This is a genomic window from Achromobacter sp. NPDC008082 (genome assembly GCF_042957345.1).
In the GTDB taxonomy this organism is placed as follows: domain Bacteria; phylum Pseudomonadota; class Gammaproteobacteria; order Burkholderiales; family Burkholderiaceae_B; genus Achromobacter; species Achromobacter kerstersii_A.
Genome location: NZ_JBIBIB010000005.1, coordinates 116,086 through 140,992 on the forward strand (window position 1 = coordinate 116,086; position 24,907 = coordinate 140,992).

The 24,907-nt window shown below is 63.3% G+C and carries 17 protein-coding genes and 1 pseudogene; 9 read left to right on the forward strand and 9 right to left on the reverse strand.

The features are described from left to right. Positions 1 to 4 precede the first annotated feature (4 nt). Both ACFZAI_RS20330 and ACFZAI_RS20335 read left to right on the forward strand, forming a co-directional pair. Positions 5 to 874: a type II secretion system F family protein gene (locus ACFZAI_RS20330; protein WP_391569174.1), complete on the forward strand. Its 870-nt coding sequence runs from the start codon at positions 5 to 7 to the stop codon at positions 872 to 874. Positions 875 to 939: 65 nt separating this feature from the next. Then, positions 940 to 1,107: pseudogene (locus tag ACFZAI_RS20335) on the forward strand (DUF192 domain-containing protein); the annotation flags it as partial. Between the two features lie 3 nt (positions 1,108 to 1,110). Here ACFZAI_RS20335 and ACFZAI_RS20340 read toward each other — a convergent pair. Then, the gene (locus ACFZAI_RS20340) at positions 1,111 to 1,914 is read right to left on the reverse strand and encodes a BPSS1780 family membrane protein (protein ID WP_391568626.1); all 804 of its coding nucleotides are present in this window, start codon (positions 1,912 to 1,914) and stop codon (positions 1,111 to 1,113) included. Between the two features lie 64 nt (positions 1,915 to 1,978). Continuing rightward, positions 1,979 to 2,947 (reverse strand): homoserine kinase, encoded by a 969-nt coding sequence (locus ACFZAI_RS20345; RefSeq protein WP_391568627.1) that lies wholly within the window; start codon positions 2,945 to 2,947, stop codon positions 1,979 to 1,981. Positions 2,948 to 3,130: 183 nt separating this feature from the next. On the opposite strand from ACFZAI_RS20345, the gene dusA reads away from it, so the two are divergent. Further along, complete coding sequence (dusA, locus tag ACFZAI_RS20350; protein WP_391568628.1) at positions 3,131 to 4,147, forward strand: tRNA dihydrouridine(20/20a) synthase DusA; 1,017 nt, start codon at positions 3,131 to 3,133, stop codon at positions 4,145 to 4,147. Between the two features lie 98 nt (positions 4,148 to 4,245). Here dusA and ACFZAI_RS20355 read toward each other — a convergent pair whose 3' ends face one another. Beyond that, positions 4,246 to 4,704, reverse strand: a complete 459-nt coding sequence (locus ACFZAI_RS20355; protein WP_391568629.1) for a CBS domain-containing protein — start codon at positions 4,702 to 4,704, stop codon at positions 4,246 to 4,248. A 36-nt stretch (positions 4,705 to 4,740) separates the two neighbouring features. Next, positions 4,741 to 6,054: a YihY family inner membrane protein gene (locus ACFZAI_RS20360; protein ID WP_391568630.1), complete on the reverse strand. Its 1,314-nt coding sequence runs from the start codon at positions 6,052 to 6,054 to the stop codon at positions 4,741 to 4,743. Positions 6,055 to 6,071: 17 nt separating this feature from the next. On the opposite strand from ACFZAI_RS20360, the gene ACFZAI_RS20365 reads away from it, so the two are divergent. From ACFZAI_RS20365 to ACFZAI_RS20375, 3 genes are all read left to right on the forward strand, one after another. Continuing rightward, the gene (locus ACFZAI_RS20365) at positions 6,072 to 6,443 is read left to right on the forward strand and encodes a DUF2069 domain-containing protein (RefSeq protein WP_054427475.1); all 372 of its coding nucleotides are present in this window, start codon (positions 6,072 to 6,074) and stop codon (positions 6,441 to 6,443) included. Beyond that, complete coding sequence (locus ACFZAI_RS20370; RefSeq protein WP_391568631.1) at positions 6,440 to 7,939, forward strand: YdiU family protein; 1,500 nt, start codon at positions 6,440 to 6,442, stop codon at positions 7,937 to 7,939. Before ACFZAI_RS20365 ends, ACFZAI_RS20370 begins: the two co-directional genes overlap by 4 nt. Before the next feature lie 215 nt (positions 7,940 to 8,154). Next, a complete protein-coding gene (locus tag ACFZAI_RS20375) occupies positions 8,155 to 8,874 on the forward strand; it encodes a response regulator transcription factor (protein WP_054427477.1) in 720 nt (239 codons plus the stop codon). Here the strand turns inward: ACFZAI_RS20375 and ACFZAI_RS20380 are convergent. Further along, positions 8,856 to 10,466: an ATP-binding protein gene (locus tag ACFZAI_RS20380; protein ID WP_391568632.1), complete on the reverse strand. Its 1,611-nt coding sequence runs from the start codon at positions 10,464 to 10,466 to the stop codon at positions 8,856 to 8,858. The two genes, ACFZAI_RS20375 and ACFZAI_RS20380, sit on opposite strands and share 19 nt — an antisense overlap. Before the next feature lie 8 nt (positions 10,467 to 10,474). Further along, positions 10,475 to 12,367 carry an EAL domain-containing protein gene (locus tag ACFZAI_RS20385; RefSeq protein ID WP_391568633.1) on the reverse strand — a complete coding sequence of 631 codons (1,893 nt, stop codon included), beginning with the start codon at positions 12,365 to 12,367 and terminating at the stop codon, positions 10,475 to 10,477. A gap of 607 nt (positions 12,368 to 12,974) precedes the next feature. Here ACFZAI_RS20385 and ACFZAI_RS20390 point away from each other — a divergent pair. Genes ACFZAI_RS20390 through ACFZAI_RS20400 form a run of 3 tightly spaced genes read left to right on the forward strand, consistent with a single transcriptional unit; the run spans position 12,975 to position 16,332 of the window. Continuing rightward, positions 12,975 to 14,357, forward strand: a complete 1,383-nt coding sequence (locus tag ACFZAI_RS20390; protein ID WP_391568634.1) for a putative bifunctional diguanylate cyclase/phosphodiesterase — start codon at positions 12,975 to 12,977, stop codon at positions 14,355 to 14,357. 36 nt (positions 14,358 to 14,393) lie between these two features. Then, the gene (gene aroC / locus ACFZAI_RS20395) at positions 14,394 to 15,461 is read left to right on the forward strand and encodes a chorismate synthase (protein ID WP_391568635.1); all 1,068 of its coding nucleotides are present in this window, start codon (positions 14,394 to 14,396) and stop codon (positions 15,459 to 15,461) included. 43 nt (positions 15,462 to 15,504) lie between these two features. Further along, entirely contained in the window at positions 15,505 to 16,332 is an 828-nt protein-coding gene (locus tag ACFZAI_RS20400; protein WP_391568636.1) for a M48 family metallopeptidase, read from the forward strand. On the opposite strand, the gene ACFZAI_RS20405 is transcribed toward ACFZAI_RS20400, so the two are convergent. The 3 genes from ACFZAI_RS20405 to ACFZAI_RS20415 all read right to left on the reverse strand — a co-directional run. Beyond that, a complete protein-coding gene (locus tag ACFZAI_RS20405) occupies positions 16,322 to 18,274 on the reverse strand; it encodes a LapD/MoxY N-terminal periplasmic domain-containing protein (protein ID WP_391568637.1) in 1,953 nt (650 codons plus the stop codon). The genes ACFZAI_RS20400 and ACFZAI_RS20405 overlap by 11 nt on opposite strands. 17 nt (positions 18,275 to 18,291) lie before the next feature. Continuing rightward, positions 18,292 to 18,975 carry a transglutaminase-like cysteine peptidase gene (locus ACFZAI_RS20410; RefSeq protein ID WP_391568638.1) on the reverse strand — a complete coding sequence of 228 codons (684 nt, stop codon included), beginning with the start codon at positions 18,973 to 18,975 and terminating at the stop codon, positions 18,292 to 18,294. Positions 18,976 to 19,083: 108 nt separating this feature from the next. Then, positions 19,084 to 24,907: VCBS domain-containing protein (locus tag ACFZAI_RS20415; RefSeq protein ID WP_391568639.1), on the reverse strand; the 5,824-nt coding region annotated here is incomplete at its 5' end.

A 24,907-nucleotide genomic window follows, 5' to 3' on the forward strand; every position in this document is an offset into this window, starting at 1 on the left:
GATGATGTGGCTGACTCTGGGAATGTTGACGGCGGCGGCGGGCGCCGCGGGCTTGACGTGGTTGGCGTTGCGGCCGTTGCTGTGGGGCAAGCAAGAGGCGGCCGCTGAATTACCGTGGTGGTGGCGGGCTGCGTGGCCTTGGGTGTCGGCGGTGGCGCCGTTGGTGGGGCCGCTGTGTTCGTGGCGATTGCGCGTTCGCCTGACCCGGTTGATTGAGCAGGCGGCGTTGCCGGCCAGCGTCGGCTATGCGCATATCGCCGCGTTGTCCGCCAGCGTGGCTCTTGCCGCAGGCGTGGCGGCGGCGGGCATCTTGTTGCTCAACGATTACCCGGTGGGGGTGGCGTTGCCATGGACGACGATTCCTATTCTGAGCGCCGGCATCGCACCCGGGTTAGGGTTGCGCAGCCTGGCGGAAAAGCGACGCCGCAGTATCGAACGCGATCTGCCTTTCGTGTTCGACATGATGACCCTATGCGTGGAAGCCGGTTTAAGCGTGCAAGGCGCATTACAAACCGCCGCGCAGAGCGGACCGCCCGGCGCATTGCGAGACGCCTTGGCCGATGCCTTGGCCGAGATGCGTGCGGGGGTAGGGCGCACCGCCGCGATCAAGGCGTTGGCGGAACGCAGCAACAGCCCGCTTGCGCGAACATGGGCGGCCGCGCTGGCGCAGGCAGAGGCTTTGGGCATCAGCCTGGGGCCGGTGCTGCGTGCCCAGGCCGCTCAATGCCGCAGCGACCGGCACCTGCGCGCCGAGCAACTGGCCATGCAGGCGCCTGTGAAAATGCTGTTGCCGCTGATCGGATGCATCTTTCCATGCACCTTCATCGTGCTGGCGTTTCCGATTGCGATCCAACTGCTTCAAAGCGTGCAATGAGCCGTCATCCGCCACTGAGCACGGATCGGCTGCGGTTGCTGCGCGTAGACAGTTGGGCGGGGCGGATGCGGGGGCTGCTGGGAAGAAGGCCACCCGGTGGGCGGTCCGGCATCTTGTTGATGCCGTGCGCCGCCGTGCATACCTTTGGTATGCGTTACCCCATTGATGTCGCGTTTGTATCGCGCAAGTTGCGCGTGATGCGGGTGTGCAGGGCGCTTGCGCCCTGCCGCATCGCTTTATGCCTGGGCGCTATTGCTGTTGTCGAGCTGCGAGCTGGCGTTATTGATGCCGAACACCGAGGTGTAGGCCGGATAGAAGCTGCAATACAACACGCCACCGGCCGCGATGTTGAACGGGATCTGCAATGTGCCGGCAAATTGAGGCGACAGCCCCATCGACACCAGTAAACCCGCGCACAAATCGATGAACAGGAATATCAAGGCCCAGGTGGCGCCATAGACCAGGAACGGCCATTTGTTGCGCCAGCAGGCGATGCCGGAAAAGAACAGGGCCTGTACCAAGCGCAGGCCATGCCAGGCAACCAACACGGGGGCATGCCAGAACAGCGCCGCAATGATCACATAGATGATCGCGAAGATGGTCAGCGGCACGCGCATGGCCAGCAGGACGGGTTCTAACGTGCGCTCAACCGAGGCGATGCGAAACGCTTCAGCCATGGAGTCCATGAACGGCAGGAACGTCAGCAGGCCCGTCAACATGCTCAGCCCCGCGTACAACAGACCCATCAGAAAGAGTTTGCGGAAGACGCCGGGCTGCTTGAGGGGCTTGCCCCACATTGACGGCAGCATGACGCGGTCGGCGTCCACGTGCTTGCACGCCGATAACGTCATGAGGGTGATGATGGGCATGAGCGCCACAACCAGAATCGGTCCCACCGGCGGTGTCGCGCTGGCGAAGACCACCAAAAGGCTGATGAACATGGCCCAGGTGAACATGGCCAGAGGTTGTTTGCGGAACAGACGGAAACCGTCTCGAACCCATTGCCAGCCGGATGTCGCGGGTAGGAATGCTGCTTGCATGGCTCTCTAAGGGTGTGATCTCTCAAAATTGGACGCGCTAGCCCCATTATGGGGGGCGTAACGGTTACGGCAATATTGGCAAGCCGGGGCGGTGGCGTGCTTGCAACACTCTTTCGAAGTGACGCGGGTCGTGCGGCTTCAGCGTTTGCGCCGGCCGCGGCAGGAAAAAGTCGTACAGGCGGGACACCCAGAAGCGCAGGGCGGCAGCGCGCAGCATCAACGGCCAGACTTCACGTTCCGCATCGGTAAATGGGCGCACGCTGGCGTAGGCGGCGAGCCAGGATTGCACCAGTTCCGGGATGAACTCCCCCGTGTCGCGTTCGATGCACCAGTCATTGACGCTGACCGCCACGTCGAACAGCCAGGTGTCGCAGCCTGCGAAATAGAAGTCGATGATGCCGCCCATGAGCGGGTCTTCAAAGGTGCCGGCGAACAGCACGTTGTCGCGGAAAAGGTCGCAGTGCGCCGGGCCGGTCTGTAGCGCTTGCCAGGCGGGCGTTTCGACGGCGGCCTGCTGAGCGGCCAGCTCGGCGCTCAGCAACTGGGCTTGCGCGGGCTCCAGGAACGGCATGACCTTGGGCGCCGTTTCCACCCACCAGGACAGGCCACGCAGATTGGGCTGGTGAATCGGGAAGTCCCGGGCGGCCAGATGGGCGCGGGCCAGCGTGGCGCCAGCCAGGGCGCAGTGCGCGGCGCCGGGGGCGGGTTCATAGCCGCCGGGCAGGCGCGAAACAATGGCGCAAGGCTTGCCGTGCAGCGTGGTCAGCCGGGTGCCGTCGCGCAGGGTCTGAGGCTGCGGCACCGGGATGCCGCGCTCCGCCAGGTGATACATCAGCTCGATGTAAAAGGGCAGTTGGGCGTGCGTCAACACTTCGAATAGCGTCAGGACGTACTCGCCCCGCGTGGTGTAGAGGAAGTAGTTGGTGTTCTCGATACCCGCCGTAATCCCTCGAAGCGAGACAAACTCGCCCAGGTCGAATTGCGCCAGAAGGGCGCGCGCGTCGTCGTCGGATACGGGAGTGAATACGGCCATTGATATGCAAGGGTGATGGGTTAACGGACGCTCGGACATGCCTGTGCGGCGGCGGCGGCGCAATTTTAGACCACATAGCGGGTGGGGTTGCGCAGAGCCCGAAGGCCCGGGTGCGCACGCACGCCGGACATAATGCCGCTAAGCCCGTAAAATACCGCATCCCCTTGTTTTGTAGAGTGATTCTTGGACTCCCCCGACTGGCGGCTGTGCGTCGCCCCGATGATTGACGTGACCGACCGCCATTGCCGCTATTTCCACCGGCTGCTGGCGCCCCGCGCACGCTTGTATACGGAAATGATCACGACGGGCGCGCTGCTGCACGGCAATGTCCCGCGTCATCTGGATTTCGACGAAGCCGAGCATCCGGTGGCGTTGCAGCTGGGCGGCAGCGAGCCTGACGCCTTGGCGCAAGCGGCCAAGCTGGGCCGCCAATGGGGCTATGACGAAATCAACCTGAATTGCGGCTGCCCGTCGGAACGCGTGCAAAAGGGCGCGTTCGGTGCTTGCCTGATGGCGGAGCCGGCGCTGGTGGCCGATTGCATGAAAGCCATGCAGGACGCCGTCGATATCCCCGTTACCGTCAAGCATCGCCTGGGCTTGGATTACGAAGAATCCTACGCATTCGTCCGAGACTTCGTCGGCAAAATCTACGACACGGGATGCCGGGTTTTCATTGCCCATGCCCGCAACGCGGTGCTCAAGGGCCTGTCCCCGAAGGGCAATCGCGAAATTCCGCCGTTGCGCTATGACGTGGTCAAGCAGCTGAAGCAAGACTTCCCCGACTGCACATTCGTGCTGAATGGCGGGCTGGCGGATGCGGAGCAATCTGTTCAGGCTGCGGACGAGTTTGATGGCGTGATGCTGGGCCGCGCGGCCTGGCACACCCCGCGCGTGCTGTCGGAAGTGTCGTTGCGGCTGTGGCCGTCGGTGCGCCTGCCCAGCGATGCGCAGGTCGTGGACGCCATGACCGAATACGCCGCCCGGCAAGTCGCCAAGGGCGTGCCGCTGCGCGTGATGACACGGCCAATGCTGGGCTTGGTGAATGGTCAGTCAGGTGCACGCCGCTGGCGCCGCATGTTGTCGGACCCGGCGCTGCTGGCCGCCAACAATCCTGATCTGATCTACGACGCCTGGCGCAGCCAGCGGCAGGCGCCGGAAATGCGCGGCGCCGCATTTCAAGCGGCGCCGGCAGGGGTGTAGCAGCAGGGTGTAGCAGCAGGGGGTCGCAAGCAGTGGGGGTTATTGCCATCCGTTGCAGCGAGAAGACTGCGGCTTACCGCAGTCTGACCCCCTGGCTCTTATGACTTGGCCGGTTCGGTCGTTTCCGCGGGCCAGTCGCGGATATACGCCTTCAGCATGTTGTTTTCGAACTGCTGGGCGGCAACGATGGCCTGCGCCATGTCATAGAACGAAATCACGCCCATCAGCGTCGGGCCGTCCATGACCGGGATGTAGCGCGCGTGCTTTTCCAGCATCAGGCGCTGCACTTCGTCGGCGCTGGTGTTGGGCGACACGCTGACCGGGGCGTCATCCATGATCGAGCGGATGGTGGTTTCACCGGCGCCGCCGTGCGCATGCATGTGACGGATGATTTCGCGGAACGTCAGCATGCCGGTCAGCGTGCCGAATTCCATGATCACCAGCGAGCCTATGTCCTGCTCGCTCATGGTTTGCACGGCCTGGGACACAGGCATGTCGGGCGACGCCGTATAGAGCGTATCGCCCTTGACGCGCAAAATCTCGCTGACCTTCAACATCGGTTCCTCCTGGGCGGACTACGCCCGAATGCATTGCTATTTCTTATTCGCTTCCAATTGCAGCAAGGGAGCGATTCCATTTTCGGTATTCTGCGCTTCTCCGCACAGTTCTTCCAGCGTGGGCGTATTTTGCTGGGAAATTACGGCTGAAGCGACTCGCAATATCTCCGGGTCGTCGCGGACCCTGGGCTGATTGCGGTCAAGCAGGAAATTGTCTACCACGGGCGCCATCGACGTTTCGCGTGCGTCGCAGGTCAACACCCAGTTGTCGTCGGGGCTTCGGGTGGCCAGGCCCATGGCGTTCAGCGTTTCCAGTACCTCGCTCAGTTCATCCTGGTGCAGGTGCAACTGAGACGCCAGCACATTGGCCGGCATGCCGGGCGGGTTGGCGGATTGGACTCGGCGCAGCGCGCGCAACGCGTCCAGCGCATCGACAAATTGCGCGCCCGGATAGCGGTTGATTTCCCACCGGCCCAAGCGGATCAGCGGGGCGCTCGAGGCCAGGGTGGCGCCCAGCAGCACGGCCAACCAGGACAAATAGATCCACAGCAAAAAGATGGGCAGCGTGGCGAACGCGCCATAAATGATGGTGTACGTGGGAAACCGGGTCAGGTAATACGCGAATCCCGACTTCATGACCTCAAGCACGATGGCCGTCACGCAGCCGCCTACCAGCGCGTCGCGCCACAGCACTTCGCGGTTGGGCACCACGACGAACAGGGCGGCGAAACCCAGCGCAGTCAGTATCAGAGGGATGAAGGAAATGGCGATGCTGATGACTTCGGGCACATCCGCCACCAGCCCCAGCGATTCGCGCGCGACGAACGACGTGGCCCACAAGCTGGCCCCGGCCAGGACGGGCCCCAGCGTGATGATGGCCCAATAGACCAGCGCCCGCTGCGGCAGGGGGCGCTGGCGCGTCACGTGCCAGATGTCGTTGAACGCCTGGTCGATCGTCATGATCAGCAACAGGGATGTCACCAGCAGGAACGCGCCGCCAATCGCGGTCAGGCGCGAGGCCTGGCGGGCGAACTGGTTCAGGTATTCCATGATGTTGTCCGAGACGGACGGCGGCATCAGGCTGTTGGTCAGGAAGTCTTCCAGCGCGACGCGGAATTCCTGGAACACCGGGAAGGCGGTGAACAAGGACAGCACCACGGCCAGCATGGGCACGATGGCCAGCACCGTGGTGAACGTGAGGCTGGAGGCGACTTGAAGCAGCTTTTCTTCGTTCGCGCGTTGCGCGGTGAATCGGAAGACGCGTCCGGCCCTCGCGACCCATGAAGAGCGCGAAGTCGAGGGGTCGGTAGCCGCCAGGGTTGCGGCGTCGGGCTCGGCGGGGCGATTCATCAGGCGATAATAGCAGCATGAACCCTGAACTCAACCCCCGCTTGCGCCTTGTAGCCTCGGTTTCACTGTTCGCCCTGATCGTCTTGTGCGTCACCTGGGAAACCGTGGTGGCGCCGGTGCGGCCGGGCGGTTCCTGGATGTTGCTAAAGGCGCTGCCGCTGGCGTTTCCCTTGCGCGGCATTTTGCGCGGCAATCTATATACCTATCAATGGGCGTCGATGTTGTCGTTGCTGTATCTGATGGAAGGGGCCGTGCGCGCGATGTCCGATCCCGCTCCGCTTTCCGTGCTGATGGCATGGGGCGAGATCATCCTTTCGGCGACCTTCTTTCTTAGCGCCATTTTCTATGTGCGGCCCGCCAAACGGGCTGCCAGGAGCCAACGCGCATGAGCGTCCCATCTACCGTCCATTCCCTGTCTGATCTTCAAACAGACAATTCATTCGCGGCGCTGCCCGCGGCGTTCTATACCCGTTTGACGCCCCAAGGGCTGAATAATCCACGCCTGCTGCATGCCAATGCGGACGCCGCGGCGCTGATCGGCCTGGACCCCTCGGCGTTTTCCACGCCTGAATTCCTGCAAGTGTTTTCCGGTGCGCAGCCGTTGCCTGGCGGGGACACGCTGGCGGCTGTTTATAGCGGTCATCAGTTTGGCGTGTGGGCGGGGCAACTGGGGGATGGGCGCGCCCATCTGCTGGGGGAAATCAAGGGCCCGGAGGGCGGCTGGGAACTGCAATTGAAGGGCGCAGGCATGACGCCGTATTCGCGCATGGGCGATGGGCGCGCAGTGCTGCGTTCGTCGGTGCGTGAATATCTGGCCAGCGAAGCGATGCATGGGCTGGGCATTCCCACCACGCGCGCGTTGGCGCTGGTAGTGTCTGACGACCCGGTCATGCGTGAAACCGTGGAAACGGCCGCTATCGTGACGCGTATGTCGCCCAGTTTCGTGCGTTTTGGCTCGTTCGAGCATTGGTCGTCGCGACGCCAGCCAGACATGCTCAAAACCCTGGCCGATTATGTCGTCGACCGCTTCTATCCGGAATGCCGCGAGGCGCCCGCGGGCGAACCGCAGACGGATGCGGCCGTTTATATGAACCTGTTGCGCGCCGTCACGCGGCGTACCTCCTTGCTGATGGCCGATTGGCAGGCGGTGGGGTTTTGCCACGGCGTGATGAATACCGACAATATGTCGATACTGGGCCTCACGCTGGATTACGGGCCGTATGGCTTCATGGACGGATTCCGTCTGGGCCATGTTTGCAACCACTCGGACACGGAAGGGCGCTATTCCTGGAACCGCCAGCCGTCGGTCGCGCTGTGGAACCTGTATCGCCTGGGCGGCAGCTTGCATACCCTCGTTCAAGACGTGGAAGGGCTGCGTGCGGTATTGGACGAGTATGAAGCGGTGTTCACCCGCGCCTTCCACGACCGCATGGGCGCCAAGCTGGGCTTGGCGGCATGGCGGCCGGCCGACGAACCCTTGCTGGATGATCTGCTCAAGCTGATGGACGCCAACCAGGCGGATTTCACCTTGTCTTGGCGCAGGTTGGCGGATGCCGTGCTGGGGCAGCGCAGCGCGTTTGAGGACCTGTTCATTGACCGGGCCTCGGCCGCAGCCTGGCTGGATCGGCTGCTGGCGCGCCATCAGGAAGACGGGCGGCCCGCGCAAGACGTGGCCGACGCTATGAACCGCGTCAACCCGCTGTATGTGTTGCGTAACCATTTGGCCGAAGAAGCCATACGCGCGGCGAAGACGGGCGATGTCAGCGAGATCGATACGTTGATGACGCTGTTGCGCAATCCGTATGTGGCCCAAGCGGGCTATGAGCGCTATGCCGGGTTGCCGCCAGATTGGGCGGGCAGTTTGGAGGTCAGTTGCTCGTCTTGAAGCAAACTGCGCGCGTTTTCCGAAAATAAACTAACCAATTCTTGTGTTTTTACGAGAAAAAGGGGTGATAGGCAGTGAAATATGGCGTTTTTTTTCACTGCAATCATTCGTTTCCATTGTAAATCTCGTAAGATTGTCGCCTGCGGGACACTCAGGATGGTATGCCGCATCCTTGGGGCATTTGTCGACAATTTTCAATATAAAGCACTCTGAATATGCCTGGCGCAGATGGTTTGCTATGTATCGGTCTGCTCGAGGATGATGCCGACTTCCGTGAGGAGTTGGCGTTAGGCTTGGGCGGATATGGTTTTCGGGTGGCATTTGCTTGCGACAATGCTGCGGCGTTTTATCGCCGATTGCAGGAGCAGCCGTGCGATATCGTCATTTTGGACGCGCACCTACCCGGTGAAGACGGATTTTCCGTGGCCACCCGCCTGCGCGCGTTGAGTCCGGTCGGCATCGTCATGCTGACGGGGCGCAGTGCGCTTGAGGATCGCGTGCGGGGGCTGGAAGGCGGGGCGGACGTCTATATGACCAAGCCCGTGGATTTGCTGGAGCTTAGCTCCGTCATTCGCAGCCTGGCCCGGCGCATGCGTCTGGCCAAAGCGCCTCGTCCTGCGGATACCGAAACGCGGGCCTCGGCGGACAGCACGTGGTCGTTGCAGGATGGCGGCTGGATTCTGGTGGCCCCCGATGGCGCGTCGCTGCATCTGAGCGCGCAGGAGCGGACCTTCCTGATGGCCTTGATGGATGCCGCCGGCAGCGCGGTCAGCCGCCAGGTGTTGGCGGAACTATTCCTGCCGGACAGCCCTGGTGGATTCGAACTGCGCCGCATCGACGTGCTGGTGAGCCGTTTGCGCGCGAAAGCGCAAAGCGCCGGACTCAAATTGCCGGTGCTGTCCGTGCGCGGCCAGGGTTACGTGTTCGCCGCCTGAGCGTCTGACGAATCTGCCGCGTTGGCGGGATTTGCGGGGTCCGCTGCGCTTGCCGCGTTTGCCGCGTTTGCCTTCACGGGCAGCGTAATCACAAACCGCGTCCCCACGCCGACCGTGCTCTGCATGGTCAGTGATCCGCCTTGGTTCTGGCAAATGCGGCGCGCCAGATACAGCCCGATCCCCATGCCCTGCGTTTCCCGGTGCGCGGAGCGCCGGAAATGCGGTTCGAAGATCCGGGTCTGTTCTTCTTCCCCGATGCCCGGGCCGCGATCAACCACGGCCATCCACGCCATCGGCACGTCATTCACGCGGATCTGGCCGGTTTCGACCTTGACCGGCTCGTTGGCGGGCGAATACTTGATGGCGTTGTGAATCAGGTTACGCACGACCACGCTGGTCAGGGGGCGATCGCAATAAACCGGCAATGGACCATCGGCTTGCATCACCAGCGCGTGCGCGGTGTCGGGCTGCATGGCCGTCACGACGTCGCGCGCCAGTTCAGCCAGATCGGTGTATTCGCCGCGCGGCGCCCAGGCCTGTTCTTCAAGACGGTCTTGATTGAGCAGTTGGTCCATCAGCTCGGTCATCCGGGCGACCGAGCGATGAATGCGGCCCAAGCGATTGTCGACCGCCTCGCCACTGTCGGAAAGGATCATGTCCAGCGATTGTGCCGCCGCGCTGATCGTCGCCAGCGGCGCACGCAGTTCGTGGGATATCAACGCGTTCATCTGGCGCTGGGTGTCCAGCGCGCCAGCCAACTCGGCCAGCCGCAACTCGCCTTGGGCGACATGTTCGGCATCGGCGTAATCGTGCGCGGGGCGTTCAGCGCCGGATAGCGGACGCGACTGCCGAACCAGCGCCACACTGAGCAAGGCGCTGAAAACCAATAGCAACCGGACCAGTTCGGCCGCCGTGCCGGCGTTGTCCGCGCCCTGGGACATCCAAGCGTCATGCCCCAGCATCCAGGCGGACGCCGCATAGACACCCGCCAAAACGAGCGACAGCGCGCGATCGGTCTTGCGCAGCAGGGTGCGCGCGGCGAACCACAGGCAAAGGGGCACGCTGATGCCCGCACAGACGCCAGCGATCCATGCCGGGATCAGGCCGTTCTCGGTTTCATAAACGAAGATCAACGCTAGCGCCGCGATGCCGGACAGTCCGATAGCAAGGACGCGGCAGGCGCCTGCCAGCCAGGCGGCTTGCGGCAGATCGCCCAGCCGTGTGGCAAGCAGTGGCGCGGTCAGCGACAACAAGGCCGCAAAGGACCCGGCCTGCAATGCGCCGGGCGGCAGGAAGTCGGGTAGTGACCGAAACAGGCCTTCCAGCACCATGAAGGCCAGACCCGCGCCGAAGATGGCGGCTCGGGTGGTGGCCCATGCGACGGCGCACGCCAAGCCGCACGCCATCGCGACGCCCGCCGTCAGGCCAAGCGGCATGTCTTCATAAGCGCTATTCAAGCCATACGCGAACCCCACCCCCGGCCACAGCAAAATGCCCAGCAGCAGGGTGAACCAAGGCAGCGAGGCTTGCGATCCGGCGAGAGCACGATGCGCACGTTGTTGGCGAAAACGCCAGCGGGTGCGAAGAAACAATCCTTCCGTCAACTAGGAACCCATTGGTGATTCGGCGCGAGGTCGCGCGTATGGGCGAAGTTTACGACAGCCCCACGGATTGCGCGGACGCCAAGGTCTTCCAAAATCTCTTGGGTGGCGGAATCGGGCACATCTTCGGCGTAAACCGCCATGTCCAGCGTTGTGGCGGTGGCCACGACCGTGGCGGCCAGGTGCTGACTGCCAGGGCTGTGCAGCAAGCCGGTGATGAAGCTGCCGCACAGTTTCAGATACGACACCGGGTATTCGTGCAGCCGTTCCATCGCGCCAAATTGCTGTGACAGCCGCGACACCCCGACACGTGCGCCGGCGGCGGTGACGATGTCGCACAGTTGGCGCAGGTCGTTGCCTTGTTCGACAAGGCCGGCCGCATCCACTTCAATGATCAGGCGCGCCGTCAGCGCTGGCCGGTCAGCCAGCATGCGTTCCAGTCGGGAAAGGAAGGACGTTTGCGCCAGCGACGCCAGCGATACCGGCACCGTCAGCGCGTCGGAATGAGTGAACAGCCAATCCATGCCCAGGCGGATGGCTTGAATATCGCATTCGGCGGATAGGCCCAGGCGCACGGCGGGCGGCATGAAAATCGAGGCGGGAACGGGATCGCCGCCAGACGTGTCGTGCAGGGTCAGGCTGGCTTCGTAATGCAGCAGTGCGCCCGACACGTCATAGAGCGGCAGTACAGACAGCGAAAAGCGGTGCTGCTCCAGCGCCGTCGCCAAGGCGTCGTGCCAGCTGTATTCCCCAATCCGCGTGCTGTCGGCCGCCTGGCTGGCGGGCGTGATCTGGTCATCGTCGGCACTTTCCGCGCACATCAGCGCATGGTCCAGCCGCGCCAGCGTGTCGCTCATGTTGTCGCCTGGGGCGAACGCGGTCATGGCCAGCGCCCAGCGGCACCAGCCGTATTTATCCATTGGTACCCGCAGCGACCGCAGCTCGCGCCGCACGCGTTCGGCCAGCAGGCTGGCTTGCGGCGCGGACGTGCGGGGCATGAGCAGCGCGAAGTCCGAACCGCTGATGCGTGCGATGTGCGCATCCGGCCCGCCGAATTCGGCAATCAGCTTGCGCAGCCGGTCGGAAGATGAGCGCAGCCATTGGTCCGTAAACGCCCGCGATAGATGGCGGTTGATCTGCGCCAGGTCACGCTGCCGGAACATCAGGATATGGCCCGCCGATTCAGACGACTTGTCAGCCAGCGCCGCCCTGAATTGGTCAACGAAATGCTTGCGGTTTGACAGCCGCGTGATGGGGTCCCGATAGATTTCGCTTTGCAGGGACTCGATCTTGGCGTTTTGTTCTTCGACCGTTGCGGCCACGCGGCGTTGGGCGTCGACCAGCGCTTGGTCTACCCCCGCCAGCTCGCACGACCCGGCAGGCGCCGTACTGTTGCCGGGCGCCAACGCGCGCACTCGTTCGCAGATGTCGCGTGACGTACGCGTCTCAATCCACCGCACCAGGTTCACGGCGAACAACGACCAGAAGACGCCCGCCGCCAGCACCAGCCCCAGAACGCGCACCCCGCCTTGCCAGAGCGTATCGCGCGCCAATCGCGTGTCGGCCTGAACCGTGACGGTGCCTCGGACACGGCCATCCGCCGACACATACGGGCGTGATATGGCGGGCGCTTGCACGTTCAGCCAGGCGTTGCGCCAGTCTGCGTCGCGCGCCGACGCGCCAGGCTGCTTTTGACGTTCGACGACCGCGGTGCCCCCTTCGTTCGTGATACGCACCAGCGCATACAAGCCCTGGCCAAACAACTCATCCGCCAATACGGCCCGGTCTCTTGCACTGGACGGGGCATGGGACAGCGCCCAAGTCAGGGCGCTGGCGCCGCCTTCACTTTGTTGCGTCAGTTGCGCGTTCAGATAGCGGTGAGCGGCCAACATTCCCAGAGCCTGAGCGCCGAGCAGGATGAAGCCGATCAAGAGGGCAGTGCAAAGAAGTATCCGGCGTAATGTCGACATGGGTGTGGGATTCCCTTCGCGGCTAGCGGGCCGGTCCATCGCAAGAACGGGCGGGCCGCCGGTTAAAGGGGGCGTCGGACGACGAACGTCTCCGACGGGAAAAAACCTGGATAAGAAACGTGACACACGTTACTAATACCTCAGGGACGCCTCTGACACTGTAATTCGGCATGTCACAGAACGTACAGAATATTACGAAATTCGCCACGATATCTGACAACCTGTGCAATTATTTCGATCGTGATAATTGCCCGATTGAGAACTATTGAGACAGGGCGTATTAATTTTTGGGCGTTGGCTGTCGTAGTAAGGGTAGGGCATGGATCTTTGGACCGGCCAGCACATGCTACCCAAGGACCCCATGACCATCCACGAGCAACCTGAGAGCCTTAGGATTTCAAGGAAAAGAGGCGCGTTGCCTCTGAAGTGTGGCGTTTTTTTGCGAAAATAATGCATAATTTAAAAAATGTTACAGCCCTTGGGTTCTTTCTTGGACCGCAACGCCAGGGGTTTCTAGATAGGGGGCTCCGTGCGTGAGAGTTACCTGCTCGCACTGTGCCTGACGCTCGCAGGCGCACTTGCAGCGATAAGCGTGTTCTTTGTTCGCAGGGAACGCGCATTGCGTCACCGATTGACGCGCGATGAATTGACCGGCGTCCTTAGCCAGCAGGAGCTGCATCGTCGCGCGCGTTTGCTGCTGGCCCAGAAAGAAGGGCCGGCGCGTCGGGGCGCCTTTTTCCTGGTCAGCTTCGAGCAATACGCCGAGATCAGCGCAATGTTGCGCGCCGGCGAAGAGCAAGCGCTGCTGGTGCAGGTCGCCAACCGGCTCAGCCTGCTCGCCCGCACGCTGGGCGGCTTGGTGGCGCGTACGGGTACCGACGCCTTCACGCTCTGTGTGCCCGAGGTGGATGAGCCCGGAGCGGCGCAGGTGTCGGCCAAACTGCTGGAAGATTTAAGCGTGCCTTATGAGCTGGGCGGACGCCCGCTGATTGCGGTTTTCCGCATCGGAGCGGCGTTGTACCCCGAGCACGGCCGCACGGTGGAAGAGCTGCAACGCTGCGTTCAGGTCGCCATGGTGCCCTTGAAAGAGCGGGGCGGCCCCGGATGGAATCTTTTTGATTTCAGGCTGTTAGCCCGCCATCGGGATCAGCAAGGCCTGGAAAACGACCTGCGTCTGGCGTTGACCACGCCCGCCATGGAGCAGTTCGAATTGTTCTACCAGCCGGTCTGCGATAGCGGTACCGGTGTGGTTCAAGGGTGCGAAGCGCTGCTGCGTTGGCATCACCCCACGCTGGGCAGTGTGTCGCCCGCGGTCACCATTGAATTGGCGGAACGCAGCGGCCTGATCGTGCCGCTGGGCGCATGGATCTTGGAGCGCGCCTGCTCCCAAGCCGCGCAGTGGCCGGCAGCCTGGCGCGTGCATGTGAATCTGTCGGTCAAGCAGATGAACGAGGACGGCCTGGTGCAACTCGTGTCAGATGTGCTGGCCGCCACGGAACTGTCGCCCCGCAAGCTGGTGCTTGAGATCACGGAATCAATCTTCATCCTGCACTACGAGCGGCACGTGAAGATTCTGAACACCCTGCGCGCCCAAGGCATCGGCGTCGCGCTTGATGATTTTGGCTGCGGCTATTCCAGCCTGAATCACCTTCGCCACCTGCCCATTGATTGGGTGAAGATCGACCGCAGCTTCATCTCGGCGCTGGAATCCGATGCCGGCAGCCGCGAAGTCGTCTCCGCGTTGTTCGGCCTGTGCCAGGCGATGCGCCTGCCCGTCGTGGCCGAAGGCGTTGAAACCGAAGGGCAGCGCGAAATCCTGAAGTCCCTGGGTTGCCGCGTCATGCAGGGTTTCCTGCTGGGGCGGCCCGCCCCGGCCGCCGAAATCCAGGCTTTGGCTGCGGCGGTGTCATAATCTGGGTTGCTTGCAAACCCGACCTGTTGACCTCCTATGCCCGGCAATACCCTAGGTACCCTTTTTACCGTCACGAATTTCGGCGAATCCCACGGGCCGGCCATCGGTTGCGTCGTGGATGGCTGTCCTCCGGGGCTGAGCCTGGACGCCGCTGATATCCAGCTTGAATTGGATCGCCGCCGCCCTGGCACCTCGCGTCACGTGACGCAGCGCCAGGAAGCCGACCAGGTCGAAATCCTGTCGGGTGTGTACGAAGGCGTGACCACGGGCACTCCCATTGGTCTGCTGATCCGCAACACGGATGCGCGCAGCAAAGACTATTCCAACATTGCCGACACCTTCCGCCCCGGCCACGCCGACTACGCCTACTGGCGCAAGTTCGGCGTGCGCGATCCGCGCGGCGGCGGCCGGTCGTCGGCCCGCTTGACGGCGCCCACGGTTGCCGCCGGCGCCATCGCCAAGAAATGGCTGGCCGAACAGTACGGCGTGAAAGTGCGCGGCTACATGAGCCAGCTGGGTCCCATCGAGATTCCTTTCGTGACGTGGGACGACGTTCCGAACAACGCGTTTTACGCACCCAACGCCGACGTCGTGCCTGAACTGGAAGCCTACATGGACCAGTTGCGCCGCGACGGAGACTCCATCGGGGCGCGCATCGAAGTCGTTGCCGAAAACCTGCCGGCCGGCTGGGGCGAACCCATCTACGACCGTCTGGACGCCGACATCGCGCACGTGATGATGGGCTTGAACGCCGTCAAGGGCGTGTCCATTGGCGCGGGCTTCGCCAGCATTGCGCAGCGCGGCTCCGAGCACGGCGATGAAATCACGCCCGACGGTTTCCTGACCAACCACGCGGGCGGCGTGCTGGGCGGTATCTCGACCGGCCAGCCGATCACCGTGTCGCTGGCCATCAAGCCCACGTCCAGCATTCGTGTTGAGCGCCGCTCGGTCAATCGCGCCAATGAGCCCACCGTTGTGCAGACGCTGGGCCGTCACGATCCGTGCGTGGGCATCCGCGCAACGCCTATCGCCGAAGCCATGCTTGCGCTGGTGCTGATCGACCACGCCCTGCGTCATCGTGGGCAGTGCGGCGACCCCCTCTGATCCATCCCCGGCAGTCTTGCCCCATCGTCTCCAGGAGGCCGATTTGAACCGTAAACGTCATCTGTTGCGCGGCACGGCCGCCGCGCTGGCGCTGACTGCGCTGGCCGGTTGCACCGGCATGAACACCACGCAGTCCGGTGCCATCGGCGTCAACCGCACGCAGTACATGTCGAGCCTGGTGCCCTCGCAGGCGCTGGAGCAAGAGGCCAGCCAGCAGTACGCAGACATTCTCAAGCAAGCCCAAGCCAAGGGGCTGCTGGATCGCGATGCGCAGCAAGTGGCCCGCGTGCGCGCCATCTCCCAACGGCTGATCGCGCAAGCAGGCGTCTTCCGTCCGGACGCCAGCGCCTGGAAGTGGGAAGTGCATGTGCTGTCCAGCGACGAGGTCAACGCTTGGTGCATGCCGGGCGGCAAGATCGCGGTCTATACCGGCCTGATCTCAAAGATCAAACCTACCGATGACGAACTGGCCGCCGTGCTCGGCCATGAAATTGCCCATGCCTTGCGCGAGCACGCACGCGAACGTGTATCGCAGCAGATGGCCACGAACCTGGGCTTGCAGGTGTTGTCGATTGCCACCGGTTCCAGCGCGGCGGGCGATCTGGGCGGGGAACTCACCAACGTGATGTTCACCTTGCCCAACAGCCGCACGCACGAGACCGAAGCGGATCGCATGGGCGTGGAACTGGCGGCCCGCGCGGGCTTTGACCCACGCGCCGCCGTCACGCTGTGGCAGAAGATGGGCGCAGCGGACTCCGGCAACGCGCCGCCCGAAATCCTGTCTACGCACCCGTCGGCGGCCTCGCGTATTACTGACTTGCAGGCCGCCGCGCAGCAGGTGATGCCGCTGTATCAGCAGGTCAAGAAGTAGCGCCTGGCGCCGGCTTGACGCCCGGCCCGCGCATGATGGTGATACCCAGGCTGGCCAGGATGCGCCGCGTTTCGGCATCTGGCACGTCTTCGGCATACACCGCAATGTTCAGCGTGCGGGCGGTCTCAAGCACCGAGGCCGTCAACTGCTGGCTGCCCGGGCTTTGCGACATGCCGCCCACAAAACCACCCCCCAGCTTCACGTAGGACAGCGGCAGCGTATGCAGTTGGGCCACCGCGCCAAACTGCTGCGCCAGCCGGCGCACGCCGATATGCGCGCCGAATTCCGACGCCACGCGGGCGAGCGTAGCGATTTGTTCGTGGCATTCCACCAGACCGTGCGCATCGATTTCCAGGAACAAACGATGCGCCAGCGGGCGGCGTTCCGTCAGCAGCAGCGCCAGCTGGCGGAAGAACTTCTGGCCACGCAACGAGGGCAGGGCGACGCGCACCGCCAATTCGCCGTCGTGGCTTGCCAGCCAATCCAACCCCAAGCGCACGGATTCCAGATCGCAATCGGCCACTAGGTCCAGCCGCACCGCGGGCGGAATGAACAGCGTAGCGGGAATGGCCTCCTGGTCGGGGGCCGTGCGCAGCATCAGCATCGCTTCGGTGCGCACCGTGCCGCCGTCAGCAGCCAGCAAAGGCTCCGTCGCCAGTTCGAAATGCTTGTCTTCCAGCGCGGTCAGAATCGCGTCCTTCCATGCCCGTTCGCCCGATTCCGACGGCGACTGCATGTCGGTCGCGCCTGCAATCACGACATGATCATTGTTGGCGCTTTCGGCGCGCATCAGCCCGAAGTCCAGGCGCGCCAGCACAGGGCCGGCCTGATTGCCCTGGCTGTAATCCGTCATGGCCGACGCCCAGCGGCAGAGATGGCCTTCGCCCACCGGGATGCGCGAGGCGTGCAAATCTGCGCGCAGCCGTTCGGCAACCATCATCGCCTGGGGCGCCGCGCAATTAGGCAGCAGCAACGCAAAGTCAGATCCATTCAGACGAGCCAGCAAGGGGGCGGCCACATTCAAGGACTTCAGCGTGCCTTGAATACGTTCGCACGCGGCGCGCAGCCACTGGTCGATGAACTCGCGCGGCATGTGGCGGTTCAGGTCGGCCAGATCACGTTGGCGGAACACCAGCACATGTCCGCCGCGCTTGGCGGACGGATCTTCCAGCGCGCGCCGGAACTCGTTGACGAAGTACTTGCGGTTGGGCAAGCCCGTCACCGGGTCCTGGTTAAGTTCCAGCTCCAGCGATTCGATCTTGGCGTTTTGTTCCTCGACGCTGGCGTACACGCGTTCACGCGTCTGATTCAACGCCTGCACCACGCCCGACAATTCCGGCACGCGCGCTTCCACCTGCTCGGGCGGCGTGTCCTGGCCAATGCTGCGCACGTGGTCGCTGATTTCCCGCAGCAGGCGGTTCTTGATCCAGCCCACCAGCACGAACGCGAACACAGCCCACAGCACGCCCGCGCCCACCACCAGCGCAATCATCTTCAAGCTGCTGCGCCACAAGGCTTCCCAGGCATAGGCGTCGTTGGCGGTGAGCGTCACTTCGCCAATCTGGCGCCAGCCGTCGCTGACCGCGTGGCTGGCCGATTGCGTGTCCAGCGGCGCCAGCTTCTGGAACCAGGCGGGTACCGCGTTCGGCGTGGCGGTAGACTTGCGTTCGATCAGCACCTTGCCGTCAGGGTCGGTTAACCGCACCAGCGAAAAATGGCCGCCGTCATACAACGCCGACACCAGCAGTTCCTGAAGCACGGGGTCGTTATTGGCGGGCTGTGACAAGGACAGCGCCAGCGACACCGCCGCGTCGGTACTTTGCACCTGCAATTGGCCCGACAGGTATTCACGCGCCGAGTTCACGCTGAGCGCCAACGTACCCAGCAAGATGACGCCAATGGCCAAGGTCACGCTGAGCAGTAGCTGTCGAAGTATGGACATAGTCTTGTTTCCGGCGATCAGGGGCGGATGCCTTCCCGATCCATGCGTTGAAGTAGATCACGCCAGCGGCTGAGCCGATCAACCGGCGCGGCGGGTTTGCCATCCACGTAGACCCCGTCGGCATTGAAGCTGAACACCGGCGTCAGGTCGCGGCGCTGCGTGGCGGGCAGAATGGTAGAAATCAGGCTGTCCAGCACCAGCGGAACCGCATTTGGCGTTTCGTAATAGCCCAGCACCATGTGGGCCACCTGGCTGCTGCTGGCCGGGCCGCCGACACGCGCGCGAACATAGATGAAGCGCAGCTTGTTGGCGGGTACGCCCATCGCCAGCAACGTGAAGTACTTGCCGATGACGTAGTCTTCGCAGTCGCCCGCGCCCTTGCCCAGCGATTCCAGCGGCGTCGCCCAGTAGTCGGCCTGCCCCCAGATGGTGGCGTCTTCGCCAGACAGCAGCGCCCGATTCCAAAAATCATTCGCCGTCGTGAGACGGTCGCGTTCCAGTGCGGGCGGCGGGGCGCGCAACAACTGTAGCCAGTTCCCGACCGACTTCGCACCCTTGGCGCCATAGCGGCTGGCGGCCAGGCTTTGCAGACGATCGGAACTTACCTCGAGCGCAAAGCTGCCGCCCCAGACGCAAGCCAGGCATAGCAGCACCAATCGGCACAGGGTCACCAAGCCGCGGAAACGGTGAGTCGAGGACATGAAACGGATTTTCACATTTTTCCGGCTCTCGCAGACATGCCAGAGGAAAAAATGCTGGCGAGCAAAGGGGCAGGGCCGTGGCCGGCCCGCCCTTTGCCGCCCTATGGCTTAGCTGTGGTCGACGTTCAGCTTCCCCTTTTGCAGCAGGTCATTGATGATGGCCTGGTTGCTCAGCGCGCCATTGTTCGTCAGGTCCACATTTTCCAGCACGATCTTCTGATCAGCGCCTTGGGCAATCTGGCCCTTGGTGTTGATGTCGATGACCGTGTTGTTGCCTTCCTTGTGGATGTTCAGGTACTGCGTCAGCGTGCCATCCTTCTCGCCAATCAGCAGATCCTTCAGATCCAGCACGTCGCCGCCATTGGCGATGGTGTCGGCAGAGAAGTCCTTGATCGTGTCAACCGCAGGGGCGCCCACGGTGCCTTGATCGTTCAGCTCGAACTTGAACGTGTCGCTGCCCGCGCCGCCGTAGAGCGTGTCGTCACCCTTGCCGCCAATCAGCGTGTCGGCGCCCGAACCGCCATCCAGCACGTCGTTGCCCGCGCCACCATGCAGGTAGTCGTTGCCCGAGCCGCCGTAGAGGATGTCGTTGCCATCATCGCCGTACAGGGTGTCGTTGCCGCCCTGGCCGTAGATGATGTCGTCGCCCGTGCCGCCGTGGACGGTGTCGTCCCCGCCGCGCAGATCATCCGTCAGGTTGAACTGCGCGTGGTTGGCCTTCAGGTAGTCGTAGATCTCGGTGGTGGTTGCGGCATGGCCGTTCTGGTAAGCCAGGAAGTCCTGCAACGCCTTCAGGCCTTGGCCATCATGCGAACCGGCGGCGACCGTGCCCCAGGCAAGGTGATCGGTATTGATCGTGTCGCCAAAGATGATGTCGTTGCCGGCGCCGCCGTTGATGACGTCGTTACCCACCACGGCCGGGTCGGTGCTGGAGCTGCCGCTTTGCAGGGCGGCGGCCAGGTCTTCACCCTTGAGCACGATATCCACATCGCCGCCCGGGGCAGCGATGACATTGCTGGCCGAATAATTCGTACGCACGATATCGTCGATATACACCGTGGCGTTGCTGCTGCCCGAGGTGTTGTCGGCCACGTCGAACACAAAGCGGTAGGTGCCGCCTGCGTACGTATTGGTCGTGATCGTCGTCCAGTTCGACATGGCGCTGGTGATGCTGCCCTTGTCGACGGTGATCCAGCTGCCGTCGGCCTTCTGCAACTGCAACGACCACGTGAACACGTCACCGGTGTTGAAGCTGCCCGTGGCCGCCGAGAAGCTCATCTTGCCGAAGCCGGAGTAGTTGAACGTTGGCGTAATGGCGTTGGTGCTGGTGCCGCCAGCGGTATCGATGATGCGGATGTAGTCGTTGCTGACGCGGCTTACTGAACCGCCATTGCTTGTACCGGAAACCGTCCAGCTGCCAATGTTGCTCCAGCCCGAGCTGGAGTTGAAGTTGGCGATGGTGCTGGTGCTGGAGCCGTTACCGAAACTGGCGTAGGTCGTCACCGCGCCACCCGTGCTGCCCGTGTTGTCGAACAAGCGCAGGTAGTCTTCGTTGACCCCGTTGCCGATGCCGATGCCGTGCACGGTGCTCAGGTTAGACAGCGGCGCGAACCCATTCACCGATTCCTGCACCGTGGTCTGGTCGGTGGTGCTGCCGTCGCCGCCCGTCGAGCCGTTGCTCTTGATGTAGTAGGTTGGGTCGCCATCGGTCAGGAAGAACGTGACGTTTTCATAACCGTTCGCCACCGACTTGCCCGCCGCCGTCTGGCCGTTGAACCACGACACGGCGCTGTTGAAGGCCGCTTCGTAGTTCGTGCCGCCCGTCGCCGACAGGTTGTTGATGGCGTTCAGCAAGGTCTGCACATTCGACGACGTCAGATTCTGCAACGTCACCGGCGTACCCGCCGACGTCGCAAAACCAATCAGCGTGACGTTGACGATGCCGTCATGGCCGACCAATTGGTTGGCCAGGTTCGTCAGCGCGTCCTTGACGAGCGCAATGCGCGACTGGCCCGAGCCGGAGGTGGAACCGTCCAGCTTGTACGCCATACTGCCCGACGTATCCACGACCAGGGCGATGTTGTAGTTCTTGCCCGGCTCCACGGTCACGACCGTGCCGCCCTTGTCGCCCAGGATGATGTCATCGCCCGACCCGCCATTCAGCACCGGCGTGGTGCCCGTGCCGCTGCCGACGTTTTCGCCCGTCACCACATTGTTGGTGTTCAAGACGAAGTTGTACGTGCCGGACGTGTTCTGGCCGCCATGGTCGGTGCCGCCGGTATCGCGCACCTGGAACCCGATCGAGGTATCCAGGCCATTGGCCGACGGCGTAAAGACGAGCTTGCCTGCCGCGATGTCCGCGGCCGACACGGCCGTGTTCAGCGCGACGGGGCTGCCGTTGAGCGTCAACGTGCCATCGGTGGGCAGGCGCGAGATGATCACGCTTTGCAGGGCGTTGCCTTCCGCGCCGTCGCTGAAATTGAACTCGGCCACCGTGAAGACATGGCTGGTGCCAATTTCCACATTGGCGGAGTTGTCCGCGGCGACTGGCGCGTCGTTCGTGCCCACAATCGACACCGAGATCGGCTGCACCGTTGTACCGTCCCCCGTGACGACGTTGAACGATTCCGAGAGCGTGGCGCCAGCGGGCAGGTTTTGCACCGCCGGCAGGCTGTTGTTCAGCGTGTACGTCCAGTTGCCGTTGGCGTCGATCGAGAACGTGCCGTACTGGCCCACCACATTGGTCTGCGCAACCACGCCGCTTTGGCCCACGTCCGCATCCACCACGGTCAGCTTGCCGCTGGTGGACAGGGAGTAGTCCTCGGTCACTGTGCCGGACGTCTGGCCGGTGATCACCGGCGCGTCGTTCGTGCCAGTGATGGTGACGGTGACCGGCAATTGCGCCGTCCCGCCATGGCCGTCGTTGACGGTCACTGTGATGGTGTCAGTCACCTGCTGGCCTTCCTTCAAGCCCTGGACGTTGGCGCTGGTGTTGTTCAGCGTGTAGGTCCACTTGCCCGAGCTGTCGACCGTAAACGTGCCATACGTGCCCGCGCCGTTATTGCTGACCGACCAGGTGTGCGTATCGGTCGTGTCGACGTCGGTCTTGGTCAGCTGGCCCGTGGTGCTCAGCGTGCCGTCTTCCTTCACGGCGCCCGCCGCCGTGCCGGCAATGGTTGGCGCATCGTTGGAACCGGTGACCGTCACGGTGATGACCTGGGTCGCCGTGCCGCCGTGGCCGTCATTGATGGTCACGGTGATGGTGTCGGTCACCTTCTGGCCATCGGCCAGCGCCTGAACCTTGGCGTTGGCGTTGTCCAGCGTGTACGTCCACTTGCCGGTCGCGTCCACGACAAAGGAGCCGTACGTGCCCTTGCCGGCGTTGTTCAGCGTCCAGGTGTGGGTGTCGGTGGTATCGACATCCGTCTTGGTCAGTTGGCCGCTGACCACTTGCGTGCCGTCCTCAGTCACGCCGCCGCTGACGACGCCGCCGATGGTCGGGGCATCGTTCGTGCCGGTGACCGTAATCGTGACAACCTGCTGCGCCGTGCCGCCATGGCCGTCGTCGACGGTCACGGTGATGGTGTCGGTCACTTGCTGGCCATCGGCCAGCGCTTGCACCTTGGCGTTGGCGTTATCCAGCGTGTAGGTCCACTTGCCGGTGGCGTCGACCGTCAGCGTGCCGTACGTACCCTTGCCCGCGTTGTTCACGGACCAGGTATGCGTGTCGGTGGCGTCGACATCGGCCTTGGTGAGTTGGCCGGTGATCACCTGCGTGCCATCTTCCTTCACCGCGCCCGTCGTCACGCCACCGATGGTCGGGGCGTCGTTGGAACCCGTGACGGTGATGGTAATGACCTGTTGCGCCGTGCCGCCATGGCCGTCGTCGACGGTCACGGTGATGGTGTCGGTGACTTGCTGGCCAGCCGCCAGGGCTTGGACCTTGGCGCTGGTGTTGTCCAGGTTATAGGTCCACTTGCCGGTTGCGTCGACGGAGAAGGTGCCGTACGTACCCTTGCCAGCGTTGTTGACAGACCAGGTGTGCGTGTCGGTAGCGTCCACGTCGGTCTTGGACAACTGACCCGAGATGCTGCTTTGTGCAGCATCTTCCGTGACCGCGCCCGTCGATGCGCCCGAGATGGTCGGGGCGTCGTTGGAACCCGTGACGGTGATGGTGATGACCTGCTGCGCCGTCCCGCCATGGCCGTCATCGACCGTCACGGTGATGGTGTCGGTCACCTGCTGGCCAGCCGCCAGGGCTTGGACCTTGGCGCTGGTGTTGTCCAGGTTGTAGGTCCACTTGCCGGTCGCGTCGACGGAGAAGGTGCCGTACGTACCCTTGCCAGCGTTGTTGACAGACCAGGTGTGCGTATCGGTGGCGTCCACGTCGGTCTTGGCCAACTGGCCCGAGATGCTGCTTTGCGCAGCATCTTCCGTGACCGCGCCCGTCGATGCGCCCGATATCGTGGGCGCGTCGTTGGAGCCGGTGACGGTGATGGTGATGACCTGCTGCGCCGTCCCGCCATGGCCGTCATCAACGGTCACGGTGATGGTGTCGGTGACTTGCTGGCCAGCCGCCAGGGCTTGGACCTTGGCGCTGGTGTTGTCCAGGCTGTAGGTCCACTTGCCGGTTGCGTCGACAGAGAAGGTGCCGTACGTGCCCTTGCCCGCGTTGTTCACCGACCAGGTATGCGTATCGGTGGCGTCCACGTCGGTCTTGGCCAACTGACCCGAGATGCTGCTTTGCGCAGCATCTTCCGTGACCGCGCCCGTCGATGCGCCCGAGATCGTCGGGGCGTCGTTGGACCCAGTGACGGTGATGGTGATGACCTGCTGCGCCGTCCCGCCATGGCCGTCGTCGACGGTCACGGTGATGGTGTCGGTGACTTGCTGGCCAGCCGCCAGGGCTTGGACCTTGGCGCTGGTGTTGTCCAGGTTGTACGTCCACTTGCCGGTTGCGTCGACGGAGAAGGTGCCGTATGTACCCTTGCCCGCGTTGTTGACAGACCAGGTGTGCGTGTCGGTAGCGTCCACGTCGGTCTTGGCCAACTGACCCGAGATGCTGCTTTGCGGGGCATCTTCCGTGACGGCACCCGTCGATGCGCCCGAGATCGTGGGCGCGTCGTTGGAACCGGTGACGGTGATGGTGATGACCTGTTGCGCCGTGCCGCCATGGCCGTCGTCAACGGTCACGGTGATGGTGTCGGTCACTTGCTGGCCAGCCGCCAGGGCTTGGACCTTGGCGCTGGTGTTGTCCAGGTTGTAGGTCCACTTGCCAGTCGCGTCGACGGAGAAGGTGCCGTACGTACCCTTGCCCGCGTTGTTCACCGACCAGGTATGCGTGTCGGTAGCGTCAACGTCAGTCTTGGACAACTGGCCCGAGATGCTGCTTTGCGGGGCATCTTCCGTGACCGCGCCCGTCGATGCGCCCGAGATGGTCGGGGCGTCGTTGGAACCGGTGACAGTGATGGTAATGACCTGCTGCGCCGTCCCGCCATGGCCGTCATCAACGGTCACGGTGATGGTGTCGGTCACCTGCTGGCCAGCCGCCAGGGCTTGGACCTTGGCGCTGGTGTTGTCCAGGTTGTAGGTCCACTTACCGGTCGCGTCGACGGAGAAGGTGCCGTACGTACCCTTGCCCGCGTTGTTGACAGACCAGGTGTGCGTGTCGGTAGCGTCCACGTCGGTCTTGGCCAACTGACCCGAGATGCTGCTTTGCGCAGCATCTTCCGTGACCGCGCCCGTCGATGCGCCCGAGATCGTCGGGGCGTCGTTGGAACCCGTGACGGTGATGGTAATGACCTGCTGCGCCGTGCCGCCATGGCCGTCGTCGACGGTCACGGTGATGGTGTCGGTCACCTGCTGGCCAGCCGCCAGGGCTTGGACCTTGGCGCTGGTGTTGTCCAGGTTGTAGGTCCACTTGCCGGTCGCG